13 protein-coding genes are annotated in these 23,544 nt (G+C 52.0%); 8 read left to right on the top strand and 5 right to left on the bottom strand.

Annotated elements, in window-relative coordinates:
* Positions 1-3: 3 nt before the first annotated feature.
* From BWI93_RS25865 to BWI93_RS25850, 4 genes are read right to left on the bottom strand one after another with little or no spacing between them, the layout of a single operon-like run.
* Positions 4-3,081, bottom strand: a complete 3,078-nt coding sequence (locus BWI93_RS25865) for a TonB-dependent receptor (RefSeq protein WP_094816827.1) — start codon at positions 3,079-3,081, stop codon at positions 4-6.
* Positions 3,082-3,124: 43 nt separating this feature from the next.
* Positions 3,125-4,705, bottom strand: coding sequence for a DUF4127 family protein (locus BWI93_RS25860; protein ID WP_094816825.1), 1,581 nt, complete (start codon positions 4,703-4,705; stop codon positions 3,125-3,127).
* An 18-nt stretch (positions 4,706-4,723) separates the two neighbouring features.
* Positions 4,724-5,953 carry a sugar MFS transporter gene (locus BWI93_RS25855; protein WP_094816823.1) on the bottom strand — a complete coding sequence of 410 codons (1,230 nt, stop codon included), beginning with the start codon at positions 5,951-5,953 and terminating at the stop codon, positions 4,724-4,726.
* Positions 5,954-5,957: 4 nt separating this feature from the next.
* Complete coding sequence (locus BWI93_RS25850; RefSeq protein WP_094816821.1) at positions 5,958-7,154, bottom strand: AGE family epimerase/isomerase; 1,197 nt, start codon at positions 7,152-7,154, stop codon at positions 5,958-5,960.
* A 582-nt stretch (positions 7,155-7,736) separates the two neighbouring features.
* Here BWI93_RS25850 and BWI93_RS25845 point away from each other — a divergent pair.
* From BWI93_RS25845 to BWI93_RS25810, 8 genes are all read left to right on the top strand, one after another.
* On the top strand, positions 7,737-9,332 hold the full coding sequence (locus BWI93_RS25845) for a two-component regulator propeller domain-containing protein (protein WP_094816819.1): 1,596 nt from the start codon (positions 7,737-7,739) through the stop codon (positions 9,330-9,332).
* Between the two features lie 206 nt (positions 9,333-9,538).
* Complete coding sequence (locus tag BWI93_RS25840) at positions 9,539-11,749, top strand: ATP-binding protein (protein WP_094816817.1); 2,211 nt, start codon at positions 9,539-9,541, stop codon at positions 11,747-11,749.
* 277 nt (positions 11,750-12,026) lie between these two features.
* Complete coding sequence (locus BWI93_RS25835) at positions 12,027-15,140, top strand: TonB-dependent receptor (protein WP_176454340.1); 3,114 nt, start codon at positions 12,027-12,029, stop codon at positions 15,138-15,140.
* 19 nt (positions 15,141-15,159) lie between these two features.
* Entirely contained in the window at positions 15,160-16,668 is a 1,509-nt protein-coding gene (locus tag BWI93_RS25830; RefSeq protein WP_094816813.1) for a RagB/SusD family nutrient uptake outer membrane protein, read from the top strand.
* A gap of 67 nt (positions 16,669-16,735) precedes the next feature.
* Positions 16,736-17,998: an SGNH/GDSL hydrolase family protein gene (locus BWI93_RS25825; RefSeq protein WP_176454339.1), complete on the top strand. Its 1,263-nt coding sequence runs from the start codon at positions 16,736-16,738 to the stop codon at positions 17,996-17,998.
* 4 nt (positions 17,999-18,002) lie between these two features.
* On the top strand, positions 18,003-19,343 hold the full coding sequence (locus BWI93_RS25820; RefSeq protein WP_094816809.1) for an alpha-L-fucosidase: 1,341 nt from the start codon (positions 18,003-18,005) through the stop codon (positions 19,341-19,343).
* Positions 19,344-19,413: 70 nt separating this feature from the next.
* Complete coding sequence (locus BWI93_RS25815; RefSeq protein WP_094816807.1) at positions 19,414-21,249, top strand: glycoside hydrolase family 2 protein; 1,836 nt, start codon at positions 19,414-19,416, stop codon at positions 21,247-21,249.
* 357 nt (positions 21,250-21,606) lie between these two features.
* Complete coding sequence (locus tag BWI93_RS25810; protein WP_094816805.1) at positions 21,607-22,800, top strand: hypothetical protein; 1,194 nt, start codon at positions 21,607-21,609, stop codon at positions 22,798-22,800.
* A 48-nt stretch (positions 22,801-22,848) separates the two neighbouring features.
* Here BWI93_RS25810 and BWI93_RS25805 read toward each other — a convergent pair whose 3' ends face one another.
* Positions 22,849-23,310 (bottom strand): hypothetical protein, encoded by a 462-nt coding sequence (locus tag BWI93_RS25805; RefSeq protein WP_094816803.1) that lies wholly within the window; start codon positions 23,308-23,310, stop codon positions 22,849-22,851.
* Positions 23,311-23,544: the final 234 nt, after the last annotated feature.

The raw sequence follows: 23,544 nt of genomic DNA, 5'->3' as shown, positions 1-23,544 counted from the left end.
TCGTTAGAAATTGATGTTTAAACCAGCCGTGTAGGTACGCATGATGGGGTAAAACTCGCCGCCCGTATCGCGTTGCTCGGGGTCGAAACCGGGGAAGAATTTCGTCCAGGTTACCAAGTTCTGACCACTCAGGTACAGGCGAACCGACTTGATTTTAGCCTTCGTCGTCAGAGCCGTTGGCAGCGTGTAACCGACAACCAGGTTCTTGAGTCGCAGGTACGATGCTGACCGAACCCAGAAGGAAGAGGCCACGTAGTTGTTGGGAATACTGTTGACCGTCAGACGGGGATAAGCCGCGTCGGTGTTTTCCGGTGACCAGTAATCTTTCTGGTATTGAAACATGGTTCCCTGGAAATTCGAGGAGTAGAAAGGCTGAGCCGCCGTTCCCGACAGGTAGTTGTCTTTTTTACCCACGCCCTGGAAGAAAGCCGTAAAGTCAAAGCCCTTGTACTGAGCCGCCAGGTTTACGCTGTATTCGTAACGTGGGAAATAGTTGCCTAGAATGGTACGGTCGTAACTGTCGATTTTGTTGTCAGGAACGCCATTCGGACCGCTGATGTCCCGGTAACGAATATCACCCGCGGCCGAGTTGCCGTACTGGAAGGGAGCCGCTTTTACTTCGTCCGTACTCTGGAAAAGCCCATCGGCAATATAGCCGTAGTACGAATCCAGTGGGTATCCTTCCTGTTGGATCGTTGCCCCGTTGATGATGGGCGTACCGCCGTTTTTCAGGAGTTTATTGCGAACGTCGGAAGCATTGACCTGTATCTGATAGCTGAAATCACGGATTTTATCCCGCCAGCCCAAACCAAGTTCCCAGCCCGTATTCCGCATGGAACCCGAGTTAACGAAGGGAGCCGTGAGGCCCACGTACGCGGGAATGGGGACGAGCTGAAGCATGTCCACAATATCCCGCTGGAAGAAATCCGCCGTCACGTTCAGACGGTTTTTGAGCAAGGCAAAATCGCCGCCAATGTCCAGAATTCGGGAGGTCTCCCAACGAATATTTGCATTAGCCGCCGTCGTGAGGGCGTAACCGGGATTGACGATGTTGTTGAAATAATAGTTATACGCCGTTCCCGGATTGAAGAGGGAGTACGTGGGGTAGTAATCCGATTCGCCCCCGCGAATCAGGTTCTGATTACCCAGCGAACCATAAGAAGCCCGGATTTTCGCTTCGCTTACAACCGACTGGAGCGGTTGCCAGAACGACTCCTGCGAAATCCGCCAGCCGCCGGATACGGACGGGAATAGTTGCCACCAGTTGTTTTGACGGAAACGCGAGGAAGCATCCCAACGGCCATTCACTTCCAGCAGATACTTATCATTATACGTATAATTTAACCGACCATAAATCGAAACCATTGAAAAGCGGTTTTCACCCCCACTGAGCGTCTGGCCCAACTGATCGCCGCTGTCGAGGTACGGGCGGTCCGGCGAGAGCAGATTCTGACGATACGTATTGATGAAAGACGTTTTGAAATCTTCCGTACTAAAACCGCCCAGTACGGTAAAGGCGTGTTTCCCCACCGTTTTGTTGTACGTCGCCTGCGTCCGGAACAGGTTCTGCGTATTCTGTGAAATCCGGTCCGACAGCGAGTTCAGAGCGGGCCAGGGGCGTTGGTAAATCAGCGTATTGTTGGCTACGTCAGCCGAGTAAATCCGGTACTGATTGGTAAACTGCCGTCCACGGTTGGTATAGTAATTGGAGCTGTAGGTCGCCAGTAATTCCAGTCCTTCAATGGGCGTGTAGGTCAGCGTTCCCTTGATGATCCGCGAGTCAGTCAGGCTACGGTTGAATCCCCCATCCCGGGCCTGAGCCGCGGGGTTGGCATTCGACCAGCCTTCGCCCCATTCACCCGTATCAAACTGACCCGGCGTAATGGCCGGGAAACCCAGCATTTCGCGGATGATGTACTGCGGCGTACCCTGTCCCGGCCAGAGGCGGTTGGAGTTGTTGAGTACCAGATCCACTGAAGCGGAAAGTTTCTTGCTAATCGTAATGTCGGTATTGAACCGTAAATCCAGACGTTTGTAATTCGTATTGGCTGTTAAACCGTTCTGGTCCAGGAAACTACCCGACGCAAACGCCTTCACCCGATCACCCCCAATGGACAGGTTCAAACTGTGATTCTGCATGATGCCCGAATTGGTCAGTACCAGTTTCTTCCAGTCGGTATTGAACAGCGTTTTGTTATCGGGGCCATTCGTCCGGTAGGCTTCAATTTGCTGAGTAAACGCGGCGGGTAACCCACTGTTGGCCTGAGCTACGTCCCAGTATAGCATGTGTTCCAGAGCGTTTACTTTCTGGGGAAGATCGGTTGGTTCCTGCTTCAATACGTAGGCGTTGTAACTGACATTTACGCCTTTGGCTCCGCGTTTGGTGGTTACCAGTACGACGCCGTTCGCCGCCCGTGAACCGTATACCGCCGCTGCCGCCGCATCTTTCAGAATGGAAATACTGGCAATGTTGTTAGGATCGATGGCGTCGAGGCTCATTTCTACGTTATCCACCAGAATCAGCGGATTTTGTCCGGCATTGATTGAACCAATCCCGCGAATCCGAATGGTACCCGCATCGCCCCCCGGAGCACCGGATTGCTGGGTGATGGTTACGCCCGGAGCAGCTCCTTGTAAGGCCAGTGACGTAGAACCGACTTGACGACTGGTCAGGGTTTTACTTTCGATGACGGCCACCGAACCCGTCAGGTTCACTTTCTTCTGCGTGCCGTAACCGACCACCACGACTTCATTCAGTTTCGTGGATTCTTCGCTGAGGGCAACATTGTATTCACCGGCTCCCGAGAAGGGCACTTCCTTGCTGGTCGTACCCAGAAAAGAGAAAACCAGCGTTCCGGCCGTAGTGGGAGCTTTTAACGTATACAAACCATCGACATTGGTTGTCGTGCCGGTCGTTGTATTTTTAATCATGACCGTAACTCCCGGTAAAACCGACCCGTTTTCATCGGTGACTTTACCCCGTAACACCGGGTTTTGGGCGAAAACGAACAGGGGCAGCGTCAAAAGCAAAGGCAGTAGCCAGCCCAGACGCCTGTGCAGCGTACGTACGTGTGGCATCATGAAATCAAGGAGTAAGAAAAGATAGAGGTGTTAATTCAGGGGGTTAAGGTTTCAGGGCTTTGCAGGTGAGGTCGAAATCAATCAGGCCCTCAAACGTCCGGTTCCAGGGCAAATGGAATTGGAGCGGCGATGGCGTTAGGCACTGGTACTGCGGCGGAATAGAGGCCTGATACGCGGGCCAAAGCTGGGTAAAAAATGCCTGTAGCTGTTGCTGGCAACGCGTTTCCATGGCCTGATTACGCTTTTCATCGAGCAACGTGGCACTCATGCCCGCCTGACCAAAAGCGGCGTTGGCTTCGCGGCGTACTTTCGTATGAAAATAGTAATCGTCGAGTAAGCGATGCAGAAGAAACCACTGTTGAGCCGTGTAAATGGACGACGCAAGGCCGGGTTTGGACAGCAGCTTTTGGGAAGCCACGGTGTAAATCGTTCCCTGCGGCAGAGCGGTACCGATGGTATTACCCGCTGTATTCCAGGAAGCATAGCCGCTGAGTTTACCCAGCAACTGACGTTTTTCCAGAGCTTTCGTAAACGTGGAATCGCCCCCCTGTACATCGCCCCGGGGATCAATGTCGGCTACGATGACGGCTTTCCCCGCTTCGAGCAGAGAAGCAATTTCATCGATCGAAGATTCCGCCCGACCCGCTTCGTACCGCGAAGCGTATACGTAGAAAAAGGCATCGGCGGTATTATCCTGAACCTCCTGGGCTCCGGCAGCCAGAATCTGTTCGCTCACCGTTTGATACAAGGGACGATCTTCGAAGGGCATCGTCTTTTCGCGGGTGCTTTCTGACGAGTAAAGGGCCCTGACTTTGGGGGCAAATCCAAAGTGGCGGATCAGGGCCCGACTCAACAACAACATCGAAACTTCGTCGGTACCCGCCTGGAGAGCTACCCGGCTGGTTAACTTTTCTTTTTTAATCTCCTGGAGTAAGGTTTCGTGATCGCTGCGGTGGACACCCTGTGGTTTCGCATCGTCCTGGGTTAGTAACAGGTAATCGATAATGCCTTGTTTGGTTAAGGCAATGGCCCGCTGATTGATCCGCAGGTTGCGGGTACGGGCTTCTTTGTAATCCTGAAGTTCAGCCGCCGGAATTTCTTTTTCAAGCTGCCGGGCTTCGGCCTGATGAGCAGGATACGGAGAAATTTCGGCCCAGCGGGCTATTTTTTGTCGATACGCGGCATTCTGAGGCGTAGCGGAGGGAGCCAGTCGCATCACCACGCTCTGGGCGTAAACCGGAAGTTTGGGAGCTTTTTTTCGAATCCGGTTCAGTACTTCCAGGCGTTGCAGGGCCAGCGGAGCGGCTACCTGATGGACCCGCGAGCCAACGAGTCCGCCGTAGGCCAGCATGTCCAGACAGACGATGGCGGCATCGAACGAACGTAAATCTTGTTTTTCAACCCAGGCCGCAATGGCCTCGCTCTGACCCGGCGTGGTAAACTGGCCCAGTAATTCCTGGGGAGGAGCAATCACCTCGGCATGTCCGATCAATCCCATCCGAACCGTAAATTGCAAACAGGGCGGTCGGTCATCTAATGGAATCAGCAGAATACGGGCGGCTCGAACCTGAGCCATCGCGTGACTACTGATGAATAAGAGTAGAAGAATGAGTAATCGGTTCATGCCTTGGTGTTGCTAAGATTAAGAGGCTAAGGAGGACTTGTGCCCGTTGAGGCCAAAGAAAACCAGGTACGCGTAACAGAGAATGGGCAGCAGAAAAGCAATCGGCCAGGTGTAATGGTCGATGAGCAGACCCTGACCGTAGGAAACAATGGCTCCCCCCGCAATGGCCGTAGACAGCAGTCCGGAAGCCTGCGTCGTGTACGATCCCAGTCCCTGCACCGCCAGCGAGAAAATGATGGCGAACATGATGGAGTTACAAAGTCCCACGGCAATCATACTCCAGACCGCCACGTATCCCGTTGCGTTGATGGAAAAGCCAATCAGTACAATCGCCAGTCCGGCACAGGTCGCCAGCGTAGCGGAAGCTTTCAGGAATTTTAATAAGTAAGCTCCCAGAAAACGGCCCACCAGCATACTACCCCAGTACAGGGAAACGTAGCCATTAGCTTCATTTTCTGTAATATGAACGGTATCAGTAATGTAGTTCGTCAGAAAGGTACCGACCGACACCTCCGCCCCCACGTAGCAGAAGATCCCCAGAATACCGAACCGCAGATTCCGAAACGAAAACACATTCCGGCCCTGAGTTTGGCTTTTTTCTTCCGTCTGAATCTGAATATCCGGTAAGCGTAAGCGACTTACAGTCAGAGCAATCACCGCTAAGAGGGCCGCAATGCCCAGATAGGGATACTGCACGGCATCGCTCGAAGCCTCCTGCAAGGGAGCCAGAATAAAGGCGGCTCCAAACAGCGGAGCCAGCGTCGTACCGAGCGAACCTACGCCCTGAATGAGTGTCAGCCGGGAAGAGGCTGTTTCAGCGGGTCCCAATACGGTGATGTAGGGATTCGCCGCTACCTGTAACAGCACGATGCCGATGGCAATCACAAACAGGGCTCCCAGAAACAGCGTGTACTCGTGCAGCAGGGAAGCCGGAAGAAACAACAAGGCACCCGCCCCCGCTACGGCAAATCCCAGTACCATCCCTTTCTTGTAGCCTACTTTTTCCACGAGACGACCCGCCGGAATCGACATGATGCCGTAGGTAAGAAAAAAGTAGAACTGCACCAGCGACGACTGCGAGTAACTGAGCTGAAAACCTTTCTTGAAAAAAGGCACCAGCGTATCGTTCAGACAGGTAATAAAACCCATCATGAAGTACAGCACAGCCAGCGACACCAGGGCGGGGCGGTAGGAGGTTTGAGCGTCCGTTTCCGGTACGCGTACCGATTGCAGGGGAATGTGAGCCATTGGTTTAGTCTTGTAAAAGCGGCGTAGCGGACTGTTTCTGAGCAATTGCTTCCAGCGTTTTCCAGCATTGGTACAAGCCCCGCGGAATGTGGAAGCAGCCTTTCCATTTGCCACCTTTCAGTGGCAAAAGTACGTCTCCCTGCCGATTCAAATACCCGAACCATTCGCCGTGCGTGGGATCGGGGAAATGCGACCAGGTGTAGGCGTGTACTTTTTCAAACCATTCCCAGCAGCGTTCATCGCCCGTGTGCAGGTAGCCTTTCAGTAAACTGATGAGCGTTTCGATGTGTACCCACCAGAGTTTCTGGTCCCATTCAAGCTGCAAAGGCGGCTGACCTTTTACGTCCAGGAAGTAGAAAATACCCCCGTACTGCTGATCCCAGCCGTATTCCAGTAACGAAAGCGTCAGGTCGGTAGCCTTGCGAATCAGAGCCTGATCGCCCCGCCGCTCGGCCAGATCCATAATGAACCACATCGATTCCAGACCGTGACCGGGATTGATCAGACGACCTTCAAAACTATCCGAAAAATCACCTTCGAGTGTAATGTTTTCCAAAATCAGACCCAGCTCGGGGCGATAGAATTCTTCCATCACGGCGTGGATACCCGCGTCAATGGTCTCTTCCAGTACCGATGGTTCAATCAGATGCTCCAGTTGCAGCACCAGATTGGTAAGAATCATAGGTAAGGCAAAGTTTTTCAATGGCCGCGTACCCGGGAAAGCCTTGGTGTAGAGTCCCTTCGGATTGGACTGTCGCCGCAAAATGTTGGCGAACGTTTCCTGAGCAATGGTAGCGTATTCGGGATTACCAGTGGCCAGGTGCAATTGCCCAAAAGCCATAGCGGCGAAGCAATCCGAGAAGATATTATAGGGTTGAATAAGGGGATCACCCTGCTGGGTTAGTGAAAAATACCAGTTTCCGTCTTCATCACGCCCGTGCTTTTTCAGGAACTCGGCTCCCTGAATGGCAAAATCCAGCCATTCCTGTCTTTGCTCAACCTGATTGTAAAGCATGGCGAAACACCATACCTGGCGGCCCTGAAGCCAAACGAATTTGTCTGTATCAAAAACGGCTCCTTCCGCATCAAGACAGGTGAAATACCCCCCATACGTTTCATCACCCGACTTTCCGAGCCAGAACGGAATAACACTCGTTAGTAATTCATCCTGATACAGTTGCTGGTATTGTGATGGCTTCATGTAATAGCTTGCTTAAGTAAAAGCTCAATCTTATACTGATTAAGTATGTTTTATAAACTTAATAAATAAAATTATTAAGTATGGTGTAAAAGAACAATGAATAAATTAACTAAGCAAGGAAAAATAAAATATTATTTTAAATCTGGTAGCACGATGGAATGCTAAGAGAATGAGTAATTCGCCATACTTCGTTTTACAAAAGCGGATTGAGGCAAAATTTTATACGGAGTGAAGAGGCATAGAAAAACCGCATTTCCGGGAGGAAATGAGTAGAGAAGTCGAATCGTTGAAGTGCATTAACGGATTAAACACCCTTTGCAACCTGCGGTGGGAGGATTGACCCATCTCCCACAGACGAGTTTCGTTTCAGGCGACACTTTTACGCTGTTATACCCAAACGCAGTCGTTCGTGAGATCCAGAAATTTTAAAACCTTGCTGATTCTTTTTCTTAGTTATGCCGGAGTGCTTGGTCTGCTAATTTATTTGTTAAAAATGTTTTTATAAACTTTTCGCTAAAAATTAAGAGTATAGTAAGAAATAAGGTGCCTTATTAGAGGTGTCAAAAGCTTACTAACACTCGCATGAAAAGTCTTCTACCACTGCTGGCGTTTATAATCGGAATTACCGTTAGTACGGCTCAGCCCCGGCTTTCCATCAGTCCCGAGAAAGCTTTGCAGGAAGACCTCATGTTTAAACGTTATGGAAGTACCGACGGCCTGCCTGATAACCGGGTACGGTCGTTTTTCCAGGATCGAAAAGGGTTTCTCTGGATCGGTACCATGAATGGACTGGCTCAGTACGATGGCTATCGTTTCCGGAAATTCTACAAAAACAAGGATGCGATCGCCGGAAACTGGATTTATGACATCTGCGAGGATAGCCAGGGACGGCTCTGGATCGGTACCCGCGAAGGACTGAGCCGCTTCGATCCGCGTACGGAAACCTTCCAGAATTTCCGGAATGATCCTAAAGACTCGACGTCGCTTTTTTGCAATCAGATTAATGCTTTACTGGTCGATTCGCAGGATCAGGTGTGGGTAGGCACGCCACAAGGACTGACCCTATGGAACCCGAAAACGCAGCAGTTCCGAACGCTCCGAACCGAGCCGCTGAACCGTCCCATTCGAAAAATGATCCGCTCGCAGGGCGATTACCTCTGGATCGCCACCGCCGAAGGTCCGGTTCGGTACCACGCCGCCAGCGGAACCTACACTTTTTATCCCCTGACCGTAAAACCTAACGCCTACGGCGACCATTACTGGTCATTGCTGGAAGATCAGCGGCATTTGTATCTGGCCACGGGTGGCGATGGCCTCTGGCGACTGCCCTACCAGCCCGAACGCAACAGCTACGGAAAAGCAGAGCCTCTGCATCACTTTCCCGGCCAGACGCTGGCCCAGACGCAGATTTTTGACCTATGCAAATCACCCGATGGAGCCTTCTGGCTGGGTACGGATCGGGGACTAGCCCGACTCGAAGCCCTCGATTCACCACAAGTACGACTTCGCTGGTACCGAACCAACCCCAGCAATCCGCAGAGTCTGAGCAATAATCTGGTGTATCGCCTCTTTCTGGACCGTACGCAACGACTCTGGTGCGGTACGGAGCAACAGATCAGTACGCTTGATTTAAGTGGGCTGCCTTTTCAGTCGTATACCTTTCCCTCCGGTACTGCCGAAGATCAGGTGCGTAGCATTGCGGCGGGGCCGGGGGCAACGGTTTGGCTGGGGATGGGCAAAACCGGATTGTACCGTTACAACCTATCGAATGGTGCAACGGAGCGGTTCCGGCTGGAAAGTCAATCCTCGTTCTGGAACGAACACCGGGCCTTGTTACGAGCCTCCAGCGGTGACCTTTGGATCGGTACGCTTGGTGGGGCAGTGCGAATGACGGCGAGTCAGCAAATACACGCCGAACTGGAAGGGTCCGCCGTTTTTTCGTTCCTCGAAGATTCACAAAAGAACATCTGGTTAGGCACCAACCACGGCTTGTACCGGCGAACGCCCGATGGGAAAAAGAGCCGTATTCGTCTCGGTAGTAGCGATACGGAATTCATTCGCTCCTTACTGGAAGATCAGGCGGGTTTGCTCTGGATTGGTTTCGATAATAGCGGACTGGGCCGGTACAACCCCAAACCGGCGTTTTTGAGTGGATCAAAGACGCTAGTCATACGCTAGGAAGTGCGATTTACGCACTCGTTGAATTCCCTAAACAGGTAATCTGGGCGGGCTCTGAATCGGGTTTACACCAAATTACAGCCGATCCGAAAGGAGCCTATCAGGTTAAAACCTACTCCGAAAAGCAGGGGTTACTGCATCCTTCGGTAAATGGAATCGTATCCGATGCCCAGGGTTTTCTCTGGATCAGTACTATCAAAGGGCTCATGCGTTTTCAACCCGCTTCGGGGCGTTTTCAGACGTACCTGCCCAACCAGCGGTTTAGCTATAATGTCATGAGTCGGTTGAACGAAGGACAATTACTGTACGGACTGACGAATGGTTTTCTCCGGTTTGACCCCCGCCAGCTTCAACACTGGGTTTCATTGCCTACCGTTGTCTTGACGGACTTCAAACTTTTCAATGAAAGCGTGGGAATCGGTCAGGTCAGTCAGGGCGATACCGTACTACGGCAGTCCCTAAGCGAAACGCAGGAAATTACGCTCCATTATAAAAACAACGTATTCAGTGTTGACTTTGCGGCTCTGGACGTGGCAAATCCGGAGGGAACGACCTACGTCTACCAAATGGAAGGCTTTGATCAGGCCTGGATTCCGGTCGATGCCCAGCACCGTTCGGCCACGTATACCAACCTGAGTGCCGGAACCTACACCTTTCGCGTAAAAGCCGCGAATAGCTTCGGTGAATGGAGTGCCAAACCGGCGGCCCTTACCTTCCAGATTCTACCACCACCCTGGAAAACCTGGTGGGCCATTACGGGATACATTGTGCTTTTTCACATATTGCTCCTCATCTTCATCCGTTATCTGCTACTACAAGCCCGGCAACGGGATGCACTGGCATTGGAACAGATCGAAAAAGAGCAACTTAAAAACCTGCATCAGCTCAAACTCCGCTTTTTTACGGACATTTCGCACGAATTCCGGACACCACTTACCCTCATGGCGGGACCGATTGAAGAGCTAATGAATAGCTCGGAAGTACGGGGTAAGGTCCGCGAGAAAGTACAGTTGCTGCAACGCAATAGCCGTAAATTACTGCAACTCATTGAAGAATTGATGACGTTCCAAAAGCTCGAACAGGGCAAAGTACAACTTCATAAACGGACGTTGAATCTGGTGGACTGGGTAGAGGAAATGTACCAGAACTTTGTACCGCTGGCCGAACGTCGGCAGATTACCTTTGAACTGACGGCCCCAACTTCCGAAATCCGATCGGATATAGACCCCGTTCAGCTGGAAAAAGTACTGAATAACCTCTTATCCAATGCCTTCAAGTTTACGCCGGCGGGTGGGCAGGTACGTCTGGATCTGTTCCTGTCCGAACCGGATGGGGTGTGTCTGCGGGTGCAGGATACCGGTAGTGGACTGACCCCCGAACAGCAAAGCCACCTTTTCGAACGCTTTTATCAGTCAGACCCCAACCGGGGAGGGTCGGGTGTGGGTTTATCGCTGGTGAAAAGTCTGATTGAACTACACGGGGGCCGGATTACCGTGACCAGCGAACCGGACGTGCAGACGGAATTCACGGTATGGCTGCCCCTGCAAAACGCTCTGTCGGAAACGCAACCGCTTCACCTCCGTACGGAGCCGCTGGTACAGAGCGAAGTCGGAGCCATTCGCTGGTTAGGAATGCCCGAAGACGAGAAACCCGAACTGTTACTGGTGGATGATAACGACGAAGTACTCGAATTTTTAAGCCTGCTTTTTCAGGATCACTATCGCATTACCCGGGCCCTGAATGGTCAGGAAGCACTGGCTTGCGTACAGCAACGCGAACCGCAGGCGATCATCAGTGATGTCATGATGCCCGTGATGGATGGGCTGGAGCTATGCCGGAATCTGAAAAGTAACCTGGATACCTGCCACGTACCCCTGATTTTGCTCACGGCACGGGCCCGCGTGGAGAGCGAAATGGAAGGTATTGGCGTTGGGGCGGATGATTACGTCGCCAAACCCTTTCACCCCGATTTGTTACGCCTCCGGGTACAGACGCTCATCGAAAATCGGCAGCAGCTTATTCGAAAATATCAGTCGGCTGAAGAGATCATTCCAAAAGATCTGACTCGCAATCCGCTCGACGAGGCCTTCCTGCAAAAAGTCATTCAATCCATCGAACAGAATCTGAGTAACGAAGAATTTAGCGTGGAAGAACTCGGCGAATGCGTGTGCATGAGTCGCAGTAACCTGTTCCGAAAACTGAAAGCCCTGACTGGGCAGACCCCGTTGGAATTCATTTATTTCATCCGGCTAAAACACGCAATGCAGCTCCTGCTGGAACGTAAATACAGCATTTCTGAAATTACCTACGAGGTGGGTTTCAAAAATCCTTCCTCGTTCAGTAAGTCCTTTCGCAAACAGTTCGGGAAAGCTCCCACCGAGTACCTACAGGAGCAAATCGCCCGACAGAAAAACTAAATGACCATCGTCCACCCGCTCCGGTGGACGTTTTTGTTTCTAAACCCTCTTCCAGACCGAAGGAATTCACAGAAAAGGCTTTCATTGAAGCAATACGCAACATTTCCATCGGCTTTTGCAACATCTCCATCCCTGGTTTCAACCGCTCCGGTAGTTACTTTACCTCGTCTTTTATTGCATTTTTCTAGGATAAATTATGATCCGTTATATGCAGGGTTTTCAGGAGCGGGAAAACCCCAAAGACTGGTTGGTCCATTCATCTAAACCTATTTTTTGTATGCGTTTATTAGTATACTTTTCTCTTTTACTGATCTTACCTTTGGCGGGATGGGCTCAGGAACGAACCCTTTCGGGTCGGGTGACGGCCGAAGGTGGACAAGGCTTACCCGGCGTAAACGTACTACTCAAAGGCACGTCCATAGGTACCTCCACGGACGCCGAAGGGCGGTTTACCCTGCGAACCACCACAACGGACGGTACACTGATTTTTTCTTCGATTGGCTACGTAAAACAGGAAATTGCCGTAGGCAGTCGCACCTCCATTGAGGTAGCTCTGGTGGCAGATGCCCAGGCCCTGAACGAAGTCGTGGTTGTTGGGTACGGCGAGCAGAGTCGCAAGGCCTTGTCCACGGCGGTGAGTTCCGTTTCGTCCAAACAACTAAAAGATATTCCGGTAGCCAATCCGGCCCAGGCTCTGGCGGCTCAGGTCTCGGGCGTGAACATTGCCCAGACGGGTGGGCAGCCGGGAGCGGCTCCCGTCATCCGGATTCGGGGCGTGGGTTCGCTCGGGGCCGGAAACAGTCCGCTGTACGTGGTCGATGGCTATCCGCTGGCGGGTGCCGACAATTTCAACCAAATCAATCCCGGTGATATCCAATCCATCGAAGTATTGAAAGATGCCGCCGCCGCGGCCATTTACGGGTCGCGGGGCGGTAATGGCGTGATTCTGGTCACGACTAAACGCGGTACGCCCGGCAAAACGCGGATCAACTTTAACACCTTCGTCGGTGTACAAAACATTGCCCGGAAAATTTCGCTGATGAACAACGCCCAGTTCATTGATTTCTCGAAGGAATCGGCGGTGAATGCGGGACTCAAGTACTACGCGTTTTACGACAACCCACCCGCCGATCTGCCCCAAACAGACTGGCAGGATGCCATCTATCGGCAGGCTCTGATGACGCAACAGGAATTGTCGGCTTCGGGTGGCAGTGAGAAAATTCGCTACCATGTGTCGGGCTCCTATTTAAAACAGGAAGGAATTCTCAAAGCTACTGAATTTGAGCGATTCACGCTACGGGCCAATCTGGAAGCCCAGCTTTCGAAACGCGTACGGGCGGGAGTCGTACTGGCTCCTTCGCTAACCAACACGAAGTATCAGACCGTCGCCGGAACGAACGACGCTTCCGTCATTGCCGTGGGTACTGACCCGATTGCGGCGGCTCTGGTGATGCCTTCGCTGTTTCCCGAACGCCTGCCCAATGGCGATTACGCTAATACGAACAATTATCCGCTGACGCAGGGAGCCAATTCCATTTCGCCCAATTTCCGCGGACCAACGGTACAGTTCGATCAGTACCGGGATCGGGGGAGTAGTCCCCGGTTTCTGGCCAACTCCTTCGTCGAATGGGAGATTATTCCGGATTTAAGCGTCAAAACCAGTTTTGGTGTTGAATATAATACCGATACCCGGAATCAGTTTGTACCCGCGACCATGCCTTCCAATACGGCTCCCACGGCTAACATCAGTAATCCTCTGGTGAATAACATTGCGGCGGCCAAGCGGTTGAATACCAGCTCTAACTGGCTCTGGGAGAACACCCTGCACTACCGCAAAACCATCGGAGCGGATCATTCCTTTGATCTGCTGGCGGGGTATACCGCTCAATCTGCGGTGGGTTCGGGCAACGTGATTACGGGCGTGAACGGCAGTTTTGTCAACGATCTGATTACGAACATCAGCGGGGCGGGTACCACGACGGCGACCAATTCGTATTCCAAAAACAACCTGGTTTCCTGGTTGGGTCGGGTGAACTACAGCTATAAGGATAAATACCTGTTGTCGGCGGCCATTCGGCGGGATGGTTCCTCCCGATTTGGGGCGAACAACCGCTACGCTACGTTCCCTTCGGTATCTGCAGCCTGGCGGTTGTCGGAAGAGAACTTCATGAAATCCGTAGCGATCATCAGCGATCTGAAAATTCGCGGCAGTTATGGTCTGACGGGTAATAACAACATTGGCAATTACGCCTCGCAAAGCTACGCGACGCAGGCGAACTACGCCTTTGGTTCGGGAGCGGGGAATCGGGTGTACGGCTACGCAGCAACCAACATTGCCAACGCGGGCCTGACCTGGGAAACCAATCAGCAAACCGATCTGGGACTGGAACTGGGCCTGTGGAAAGACCGGATCTCTTTAACTGCCGACGTCTATCAACGCCTCACGACGGGACTGCTCAATAACCGAAACGTTCCGGCAATTGTGGGAATCGCGGGTTCGGTGCTGGAAAACATTGGTAAGATTGAAAACAAGGGGCTGGAACTGTCGATTACGTCCCGCAACGTAAGCAGCGGAGACCTGAGTTGGACGACTAACGGTAACATTTCCTTCAACCAGAATCGCGTCGTCTCACTGGTGACGGACAAACCCATATACTACAGTGCGGGTGGTTTCACCAACTACGCCATCGTGATTCCGGGGATGCCGCTGGGTGAATTTTACGGCTACCGGCAGATTGGCGTATTTCGCGATCAGTCGGAGGTGGATGCGGGAGCAACCTGGGCCAGCGGCGGTTCCAAACCGGGGGACATCAAATACGAGGACGTGAATGGCGACGGAAAAATCAACGCCTCAGACTTGACCTACCTCGGCAATCCGCTACCCAAATTCACGTACGGACTTACCAATACGCTGAGCTGGAAAGGTTTCGATCTGAACATCATCCTGCAGGGTTCACAAGGGAATAAAATCTGGGCTCAATGGTTGCGTTCAGGTTATTTCTTCAACGGCAATGCCAATACCATCACCGATGTCGCCAACCGCTGGCGTTCGCCGAGTGACCCGGGTAATGGCTGGCAACCCCGGGCTACGAATACCGCGTCGGGCGGAGCCAATAACCCGTCGAGTCGCTACGTCTACGATGCTTCGTTCTTACGAATCCGTACGGTTTCGTTCGGTTACAGTTTGCCCTCGGAAGTCATAAAACGCTGGAAATTCGAACAGGCACGTCTCTACGTGAGCGGTCAGAACCTCTACACCTTCACCAAGTACATCGGCTACAACCCCGAAGCCAACGACAACGGCAATACCACGGCTCCAACCTACGGCTACGATTCGGCTTCTTATCCGTTGGCTCGTACCATCACCGTTGGTCTCAATCTGGGTTTTTAATCCTAAGAAATTCAATCGTATGAAACGACTTTTGCTTATACTCCTGCTGGTTACGGGCTTTCTGGTTTCCTGTCAGCAAAGCTTTATGGAATTAACGGACCCTACCAAAATTCCTACGGATAAACTCTTCAGCACGGCTACCAACGTATCCGCTGCCGTGACGGGCGTGTACAGTCAGTTGCAGCCCATTTACAACAATAGCTATTTCATATTCGGGGAGATGGCGAGTGACAATGCCTACGAACCCGTTTCGGCCAATGCCCGGTATTTCTTTTCCATTTTTAACGTGGAAGAAAACAACCCCAACCTACAAACCATGTGGACGGATTCGTACCGCTGCATCAGTCGGGCAAACACCGTACTGGCTCGGGCCGGAGCAGTATCGATGGATACGACGTTGCGGAATCGGTACCTGGCCGAAATGAAATTTATCCGGGCCTTGAATTACTTCAATCTGGTACGCATCTGGGGAGCGGTACCGCTGGTGACGGAAGATCTGGGCGACAATTATCAGAAAGCCTACGACTATGGTCGCACGCCCGCTACCGAAGTATACGCTCAGATTACCAAAGATTTACGTGAAGCCGCTGCCGGATTACCCAGTACCTATCCAGCGGCTGATCTGGGCCGGGCCACCCGCACGGCGGCCAAGGGATTGCTGGGAAAAGTACTGCTGACGCAGGGCCAGTACCAGCAGGCCGCCGCCGTACTGGGCGAGCTGATTCCGGGTACTGCGACAGCAGGAAATCTGGCGAGCATACATACGCTGGAAACCAATTATGACAACGTGTTCTCGACGGCCAACGAGATGAATAAGGAGATTCTGTTTGCGGTTCGGTACCTGTCCGGCGGCGTGAGTCTGGGCAGTGGCTTTGCCAGTAATTTCCTGCCGACGTATTCGGGTACGGACATCATCCGGGTGGGTTTGTCGGGTGGACCCATGATCCGGCAGGATCTGGCGAATGCCTTTCCTGAAGGGGATCGGCGGAAGGCGGTATCGGTCGGTTATTACACGAAAGGAAACAGTGCTGCCACGTCCGATTATTATACCCGCAAGTACATCGTCAACGGGGCTCCTTTTGCCCGGAATGATGGCGACAACGACTGGATTGTGCTGCGGTACGCCGATGTACTGCTAATGTACGCGGAGGCCCTGAATGAAGGGGGACAAGCCACGGAGGCCCTCGCGTATCTGAATACCGTTCGGACCCGGGCCGGACTGTCGCCGCTAGCGAATCAGAGTCAGGCTCAGCTACGATTGGCTCTGGAAAACGAACGCCGCCTGGAACTCAGTTACGAAGGCCATCGCTGGTTTGATCTGGTACGAACAAATCGCCTGTTGCCTGTACTGAACGCGTTTTACACCAAGTACGCTCAGATTCCCTCTACACCTCAGGTTCCAAATAATGGTTTGTTTGTGAACAGCGGCGGTAGTGTGGTGCAGGTACAGGCTTATCAAACCTTATTTCCCCTGCCTTTATCCGAACGTCAGTATAACCCCAAACTCACCCAAAACGAAGGGTACTGAATGCCCCCGGAAGCGGCAACGAAACATTTGCCGCTTCCGTAGGTTTAGGCGTACAAACGAAAGTCAAGTGCATGAAGCGTTACCTGCTATTCTTTTTTCTTTTCCTGTCAGGCTCGTACGAGCTCAGTCCGATTCACTGGAGAATGCCCGTTTACTCCGATCGCGGCAGGGATTGCCCTTCTTTTTTCAGAAAATTAAAGCCGGGAAAAACCTGACGATCGGTTACTTGGGCGGCAGTATCACCGAAGCGGGGAAAGGCTGGCGGGAGCAGTCGGTACAAGGCTTACAGAAACGCTATCCAAAGGCTCAATTTTCGGGCATCAATGCGGGTGTAGGCGGTACGGGTTCAGATTTAGGCGTGTTTCGGGTTCAGCCGCAGATACTGGATCAAAAACCCGACTTGGTCTTCGTGGAATTTGCTGTGAACGACAACGGCAAAAAGCCCGAGCAGATTTACCGGGCGATGGAAGGGATTGTACGCAAAATCTGGCGGCAAAATCCGCAGATCGATATTTGTTTCGTGTACACGATTACGGCCGATCTGGCTCCGTATTTCCAGCGGGGGAAATTGCCGCCTTCCGCACTGGCCATGGAACAGATTGCCGAGCACTACGGCGTGCCGAGTGTGTGTATGGGTTTAAAAGTAGCGGCTCTGGCGAAAGAAGGAACGTTACTTTTCAAGGGAAAACGTGAAGAGCATCCCGACAAAATCGTTTTTTCCGCGGACAACGTGCATCCCTACGCCGAAACCGGTCACGCCCTGTACGCGGAAGCACTGGATGAGGCTTTACAACAACTTTCCTCGCAACAATCTACGCTGAAGGCTCACCTCCTCCCCAAACCGTACGTCGCGGATCACTGGGAGGCGGCCCGGATGGTTCCTTTCGAACAACTCAAACGGCAGGGCAACTGGCAGGTACTGACGCCCGAAACGGATACGGTGGCCCGGTTGATGAAAAACCGTTTTACTCGTTTGCTCAAATCCACCCAACCTGGCGATTACCTGGAAGTACGCATGAAAGGGCAGGCCTGCGGCTTGTATGACGTCATGGGACCCGGCTGCGGTCAATACGTGCTGGAACTTGATTCGGATTATCAGCAGAAAATTGACCGCTTTGACGCGTATTGTACGTATTACCGCTCTAATTTCTTTGTACTCCCCATCGACCCGCAAAAGGAGCATACCTTCCGGTTCCGGGTTTCCGGCGAAAAACTAGACAAGGCCAAGATTCTCAAGGCCCGCAATGAAACCATCGATGAACCGCGTCGGTACGAAGAAAACGCCTGTTACGCCGGGCAGCTGTTACTGGTGGGTGAACTCATTCCCTGAATCCATGAAAAAAACGATTTTCCTGCTTCCTCTAGTCCTATGGGCCGCGATAGCCGCAGCCCAGCAAACAAGTAACAAGCCCGAACGCGAAGCCTGGTTCATGGATCTGGGCTTTGGTATGTTTATCCACTGGAGCCTGGATTCGCAGGTCGGAGCCGTGATCAGTCATTCCATGGCTGGAGCGTCCAATGATTACCTCCAGCGGTTTACCACTGAATTACCGAAAACCTTCAACCCTAAAAAATTCGACCCCGAGGAATGGGCCGTACTGGCGAAACTCGCGGGCATGAAATACGTCGTCTTTACGGCCAAACATCATTCGGGTTTTTGTATGTGGAATACGCAAACGACGAAATTCCAGGTCATGCAGACGCCGGTTAAACGGGATATTCTCAAAGAAGTGATTGAGGCGTTTCGGAAGCAGGGGATTGCCATTGGGCTATATTTTTCGCCCGAAGATTTTTATTTCCTGTACCAGCATCAAATCCCCATTGGTCGTTTGCAGCACCCGCAGCACTACCCGGCCAACAACGCCGAACTGATGGCCTACGACAAACGCCAAATCAAAGAACTATTGACCAACTACGGTACCATTGACGTACTCTTTTTCGACGGCCCGGCGGAAGGTTTGAAGGAATACGCCTGGCAATTACAGCCAAATGTGGTCGTGACCCGCGGGCAGATGAATACGCCCGAACAAACGCTACCTGACCAGCCCATTCCCGGTCCCTGGGAAGCCTGTTTTACAATGGGCACCGACTGGCAGTACAAACCCACCAACGACCCCCACAAGTCGGGTACCGAGATTATCAACATGCTCATCGAAACCCGGGCCAAGGGGGGGAATCTGCTGCTTAACGTAGGCCCTAAACCCAACGGCGAAATCCAGATTGAGCAGGAAGCTTTATTACGCGAAGTCGCCCTGTGGCAATTGGTCAATCAGGAAAGCGTTGCCAACATTCGGCCCTGGCCGCTGATTCGGGAGGGGCACTACTGGTTTACGAAAGCGAAAGAGGAGAACGCCGTGTACGTGTTTGTGCCCGGCGGCAAGGAATGGAAGTACGGCGAGCGGAAAGACTTTATTTTTCACTCGCTGGAAGGTACTGCTCAGACGAAGGTACAGGTACTCGGTTACGCCAGTGAGCTGGTCGAATACCGGCAGGGCTTTGACGCCAGTGTATCGGTACAACCCACGGCATTTGGCTTGGCGGTGAGTGCCGTGAACGGGCAGCGATTATATACCAATAATCAGTGGCCCAATCCGGTGGTTCTGAAAATTACGAATGTGACCTATAAACCCGTGCTTACCAAAGAAAAGCGGGATACAATCGACGGAGCCCATTGACGAGAGACCACTACTGGCACAGTTTGTTTCGGGCTTGCTGTCAGTAGTACGTACATAACTCTTGTTAACGATGGAGCTGGATCATGGGACCGGGCATCCGAACTACGGATTAGCCAAATGTAAAGAAGAAGACCTCGCGGAAGACACGTTTGTAAGCCCCCTGCCGCGAGCCGTTATACGCCCCAACGATTTTATTTTGCTGGATGGCACCTGGCGATTTGCTCTGGATCTGGAAGATAAAGGTTTGCAGGAAAACTGGTATGTCAACCATCCCTACGAGGATGAAGCCCAGTGGCCCGGCAGTGTGGAAGCTCATTTAGCTCAGGGTAAGCGAGAACAGAAAGGCTGGCGGGATCAGGTGGTGGTTTGGTACGAACGGGATTTTGAATGGCCGGTATCCGTCGGTGAAAAAGAAAACTCGCTTCTGCAACTCACTTTTGGAGCCTGCGGTTACGAAACGCAGGTTTGGTTGAATGGCTTTCCGTTGGTGACGATTGAAGGGGAGGCCAAACACATTGGCGAGTACACCTCCTTCTCGTACGAACTGGAAGAAAAAATCCTGCGACCCAGCAATCGCCTTACGGTACGCATTGTCAGTACCATGAACGCCGATATTCCACGGGGCAAGCAGGAATCTTACGTGTACAAGCGGGGCGGCATCTGGTACCAGACCTATACGGGACCGGTTCGGAGTGTATGGCTGGAAACCGTCGAGCGGAATCGGCTACGTTCCCGCGTGGGCGTCGTTAGTATCATTGAGGATAATCTGGTCCGGTTTACCGTGACCACTCGTATTCATGATCCGGGCACGTACCGGATTCGCCTGAAAGTCTTTGACAAAACACCCGATACCCCGCCCGTTGCCGAGGATGAATTTACATTGGTACTCGAAGCCGGGCAGAAGAATCAGCGACTGGTACTGGCCATTCCCGATGCTCAGTACTGGTCGCCCGAATCGCCCTACCAGTATCGACTGGAAGCGGAGCTGGTGGATGCGAACGGTTATGCTGCTACCATTGAAACGCTGTTTGGCCTACGCAAATTCGAAGCCCGCGGCTCCCGTCTGTATCTCAACCACGAACCCGTTTACCTGGATGGTATTCTGTACCAGCCCGGGGCAGCTACATACGAAGAGATCAAACAGCACATGTACGCGATGAAGGAGCTGGGCTGTAATCTGGTGCGTATTCACATTGCGGGGGTTGATCCCCGCATTTACAAACTGGCCGACCGCATGGGCCTGCTGTTATGGGTGGAAGTACCAAGTCCGCACCGTTCCAGCCCGGAAAGCCGGGCCAATCACCGGGAAGAACTCATGCGAATGCTGGCTCTGATTGCTACGCACCCGTCGGTAGTGATCTGGAGTCTGTACAATGAAGACTGGGGGGCTCAGGACATTGCGACCAATCCCGAAACCCGGCAGTACATTATGGATATGTACCACTTCATGCAACTTGCGTATCCGCAGTTTCTGGTGGTAGACAACGACGGCTGGCGGCATATCTCTTTTGAAGGTCGCTTGAAGTCGGATTTGATGACGGCCCACATCTACGCCAATGAGCTGGAACGCTGGAAGCAGCAGCTCGACGAACTGGTGGCTGGTAATCTGGACCGGGTGGCGGCTTTTCCGCTCGTGGTGGGCGATCCTTTCTTTTTCCGCAAGCAGGTACCCCTGATTGTGAGTGAATGGGGTGGCTTTGGATTCGCGGATTACGGTGGTCCTCAGGACAATGAGCAGCGGGCCGAGCAGATTCGGCTCTTCAAAGAAGAACTCCGAAAGCGTCCTATTTCGGGTGACGTATATACACAAGCGACCAATATTGAGGATGAAAAGAACGGTCTGATCGATGCTACAACGGGCGAGTTATACGTACCGCCGCGACTGCTCGATTCCCGAAATACCTAGTGCAAAGCAACGCCAGCTCTGAACAGGGCTGGCGTTTTTTCTGAAGAAGACCCTCTGGCTTCCGCTCAGGCTGGAATATTAAGAAATTATTAAAAACAGAGGAAGTAGGCTGCGATTGAACTGCATTTTTAGAGAAATAGAAGATAAATGAAAATTTAAGGATTGAGACGAATGTTTTCCTTCAAAAAATTGTAAAGAAAGTAGTATCTTGTGAGACGGTTGCACACCTCATCCAAACGACTCCTTCAATCTTAATTCCTTAGTTATTTATTGGCTGTACAGGTATCTATTCCTAGCATCTGGTATGCCTGAACATTTCCTATTGCCTAACGCGTACCTAACTTTTTACTACCGAAAATGACTCAAACCAGTACCCTCGATGAACAACGGTTCATTGCCCCACTAGAAACCATTGCCGCAACCAACGAAGGAGCTATCCAGGCCAATCAGGCTTTTGATGAGCAAATGCGTGTGTTTCTGAATAAATGGATTGATCAGGGTACGGAATCGAATACCGGCGACGCGAATAGTCGCGAGGAGTTTATTGAAAACGGAGCCTTGCGAAGCTTTTTTCAGCACCGCGAAGACGCTTTTGAATACTTACTGCAGGACGAGGCGATTGCCCGGCACCTGCTTCGGCCCGCCAGCGAGGTATATTTTTCGCTGGACGCCTACGAGCCATTGTTATCGACTTTTGAGAAACGACTATACAACCTGGCCGCTCACCGCGAGCACCGGGAAGTTTGTTTCCGCTATCATTCCGTTACCCGGCAGGATGTTCACGGTAATACCGTGGAACATACGAGCGGCGGGGAGGAAAACATTGGTATGTACTTTGGTACGCGTCGAACGGATGCTATGGCCCTGCAACTACTGGCAGATCAGCTGAAACAGGATGCGAAAGAAACGTCACAACTGCCCATTCATGTCATTACGGAAGGGTACATGATGGAATCCCTGTACCTGGTAAAAGAACAAACCGAAGCACTGGCAGCGAAGGGCGTGGAACAGACGCAGTGTTTTGTGATCCAGCGGCGGCATGCGGCGGATGACCGACACCTCGGAGCGGCTCTGTTATTGATGAATCCTCACCAGCCAGCGTTGCCCCAACGTGTATTGTTTTGTGATACCCTGCGACCGGGTGCGTTGCCGCCCTGGTGGGATAAATTCAAACATAAACTGGATCTGGCCTTTCCACAGCCGGAAGAAAACCTGCGGGCTTCGGATCTGCTGGAGGATGGTTCGGTAACGTTGCAACGTTTGCACGATGGCGTACCAATCCGGCATCAGGACATTGACTGCGGTTTCTATACCTTTTCGATGGTTCGGGCCCTGATTCAGCTCGCTCAGCAAGATCCTGAACGTTTAGTGGCAGGAACAACGGCGGAAATTGTAACGGGAATGACGGGTTTGATGAAAGATTATTATCAGGAACCCGACCAGCCCAAAGATCCGGAAGTGGTACGGAAGATTAATATTCTGAATCGCTGGAATCTGGGTCGTGATGCCCTGAGCCTGATGAAAGATTCCTTCGCAGTGATAAACGCATAAAAAAACGGCCGTTTTCTCTCAGTGGAAACGGCCGTTTTTTTATGCGTACTATTTTGTATTCGTCAGTACATAGCGATTGCCCTCGCCATCAGTTACGGTCAGCGTAAGCGTTTTTCCCGCGGTTGTGGCCAGCTGGTTGCCGTTAGCACTGAGGATGTATCCGCCACCCGAGCCTTCGGTCACGGCCAGATTTTCTACCACCTGATTGAGAAAATCGGAATTGTCGTCCGTATGCTGAATTTTAACGGCCATAGACACTTTTGAAGTAGCTTTACGCGTCAGCGTAATCGAGCCCTGCATCCCCGCCTCTTCTGCGGTATATTCCAGCTTACCATTAACAACGATTTTCCTGAAGACATACTTGCCCGCCACTTTCGTGGCTAAGTCTGTTACGGGCTCTGGCTCGGGTTCAGGTTCCGGATCTTTTTCGGATTTCTGACAGGAACTGAGACTGGCCAGCAACACTAAGAGTACGAAAAACGACTTACTGACGAAGGAAAAAGCATTCATAGAATGAAAAGATTGAAGGTTGATTGTCGGCAGCAAAGATCTCGTATTGCTTAGACCTGTAGTAGGACAGGGTTCGTCAATTGTCGGGAATGATGGTTTAACCGCAGAATGGTGGTGTTGAATTGGGGATGAAGTTTAGGTATTGCCCTGGCCGTTTTAGAAGTTCGTTATTCATCTAGACTAGGTTTGTTCCTGCAGCCATGGCTGTTCGGTAGCCCCTGAGCCTTCCAGGCT

It is taken from the genome of Siphonobacter sp. BAB-5385, assembly GCF_002261125.1.
Classification (GTDB): domain Bacteria; phylum Bacteroidota; class Bacteroidia; order Cytophagales; family Spirosomataceae; genus Siphonobacter.
This window is presented reverse-complemented; position numbering and strand designations above follow the sequence as displayed.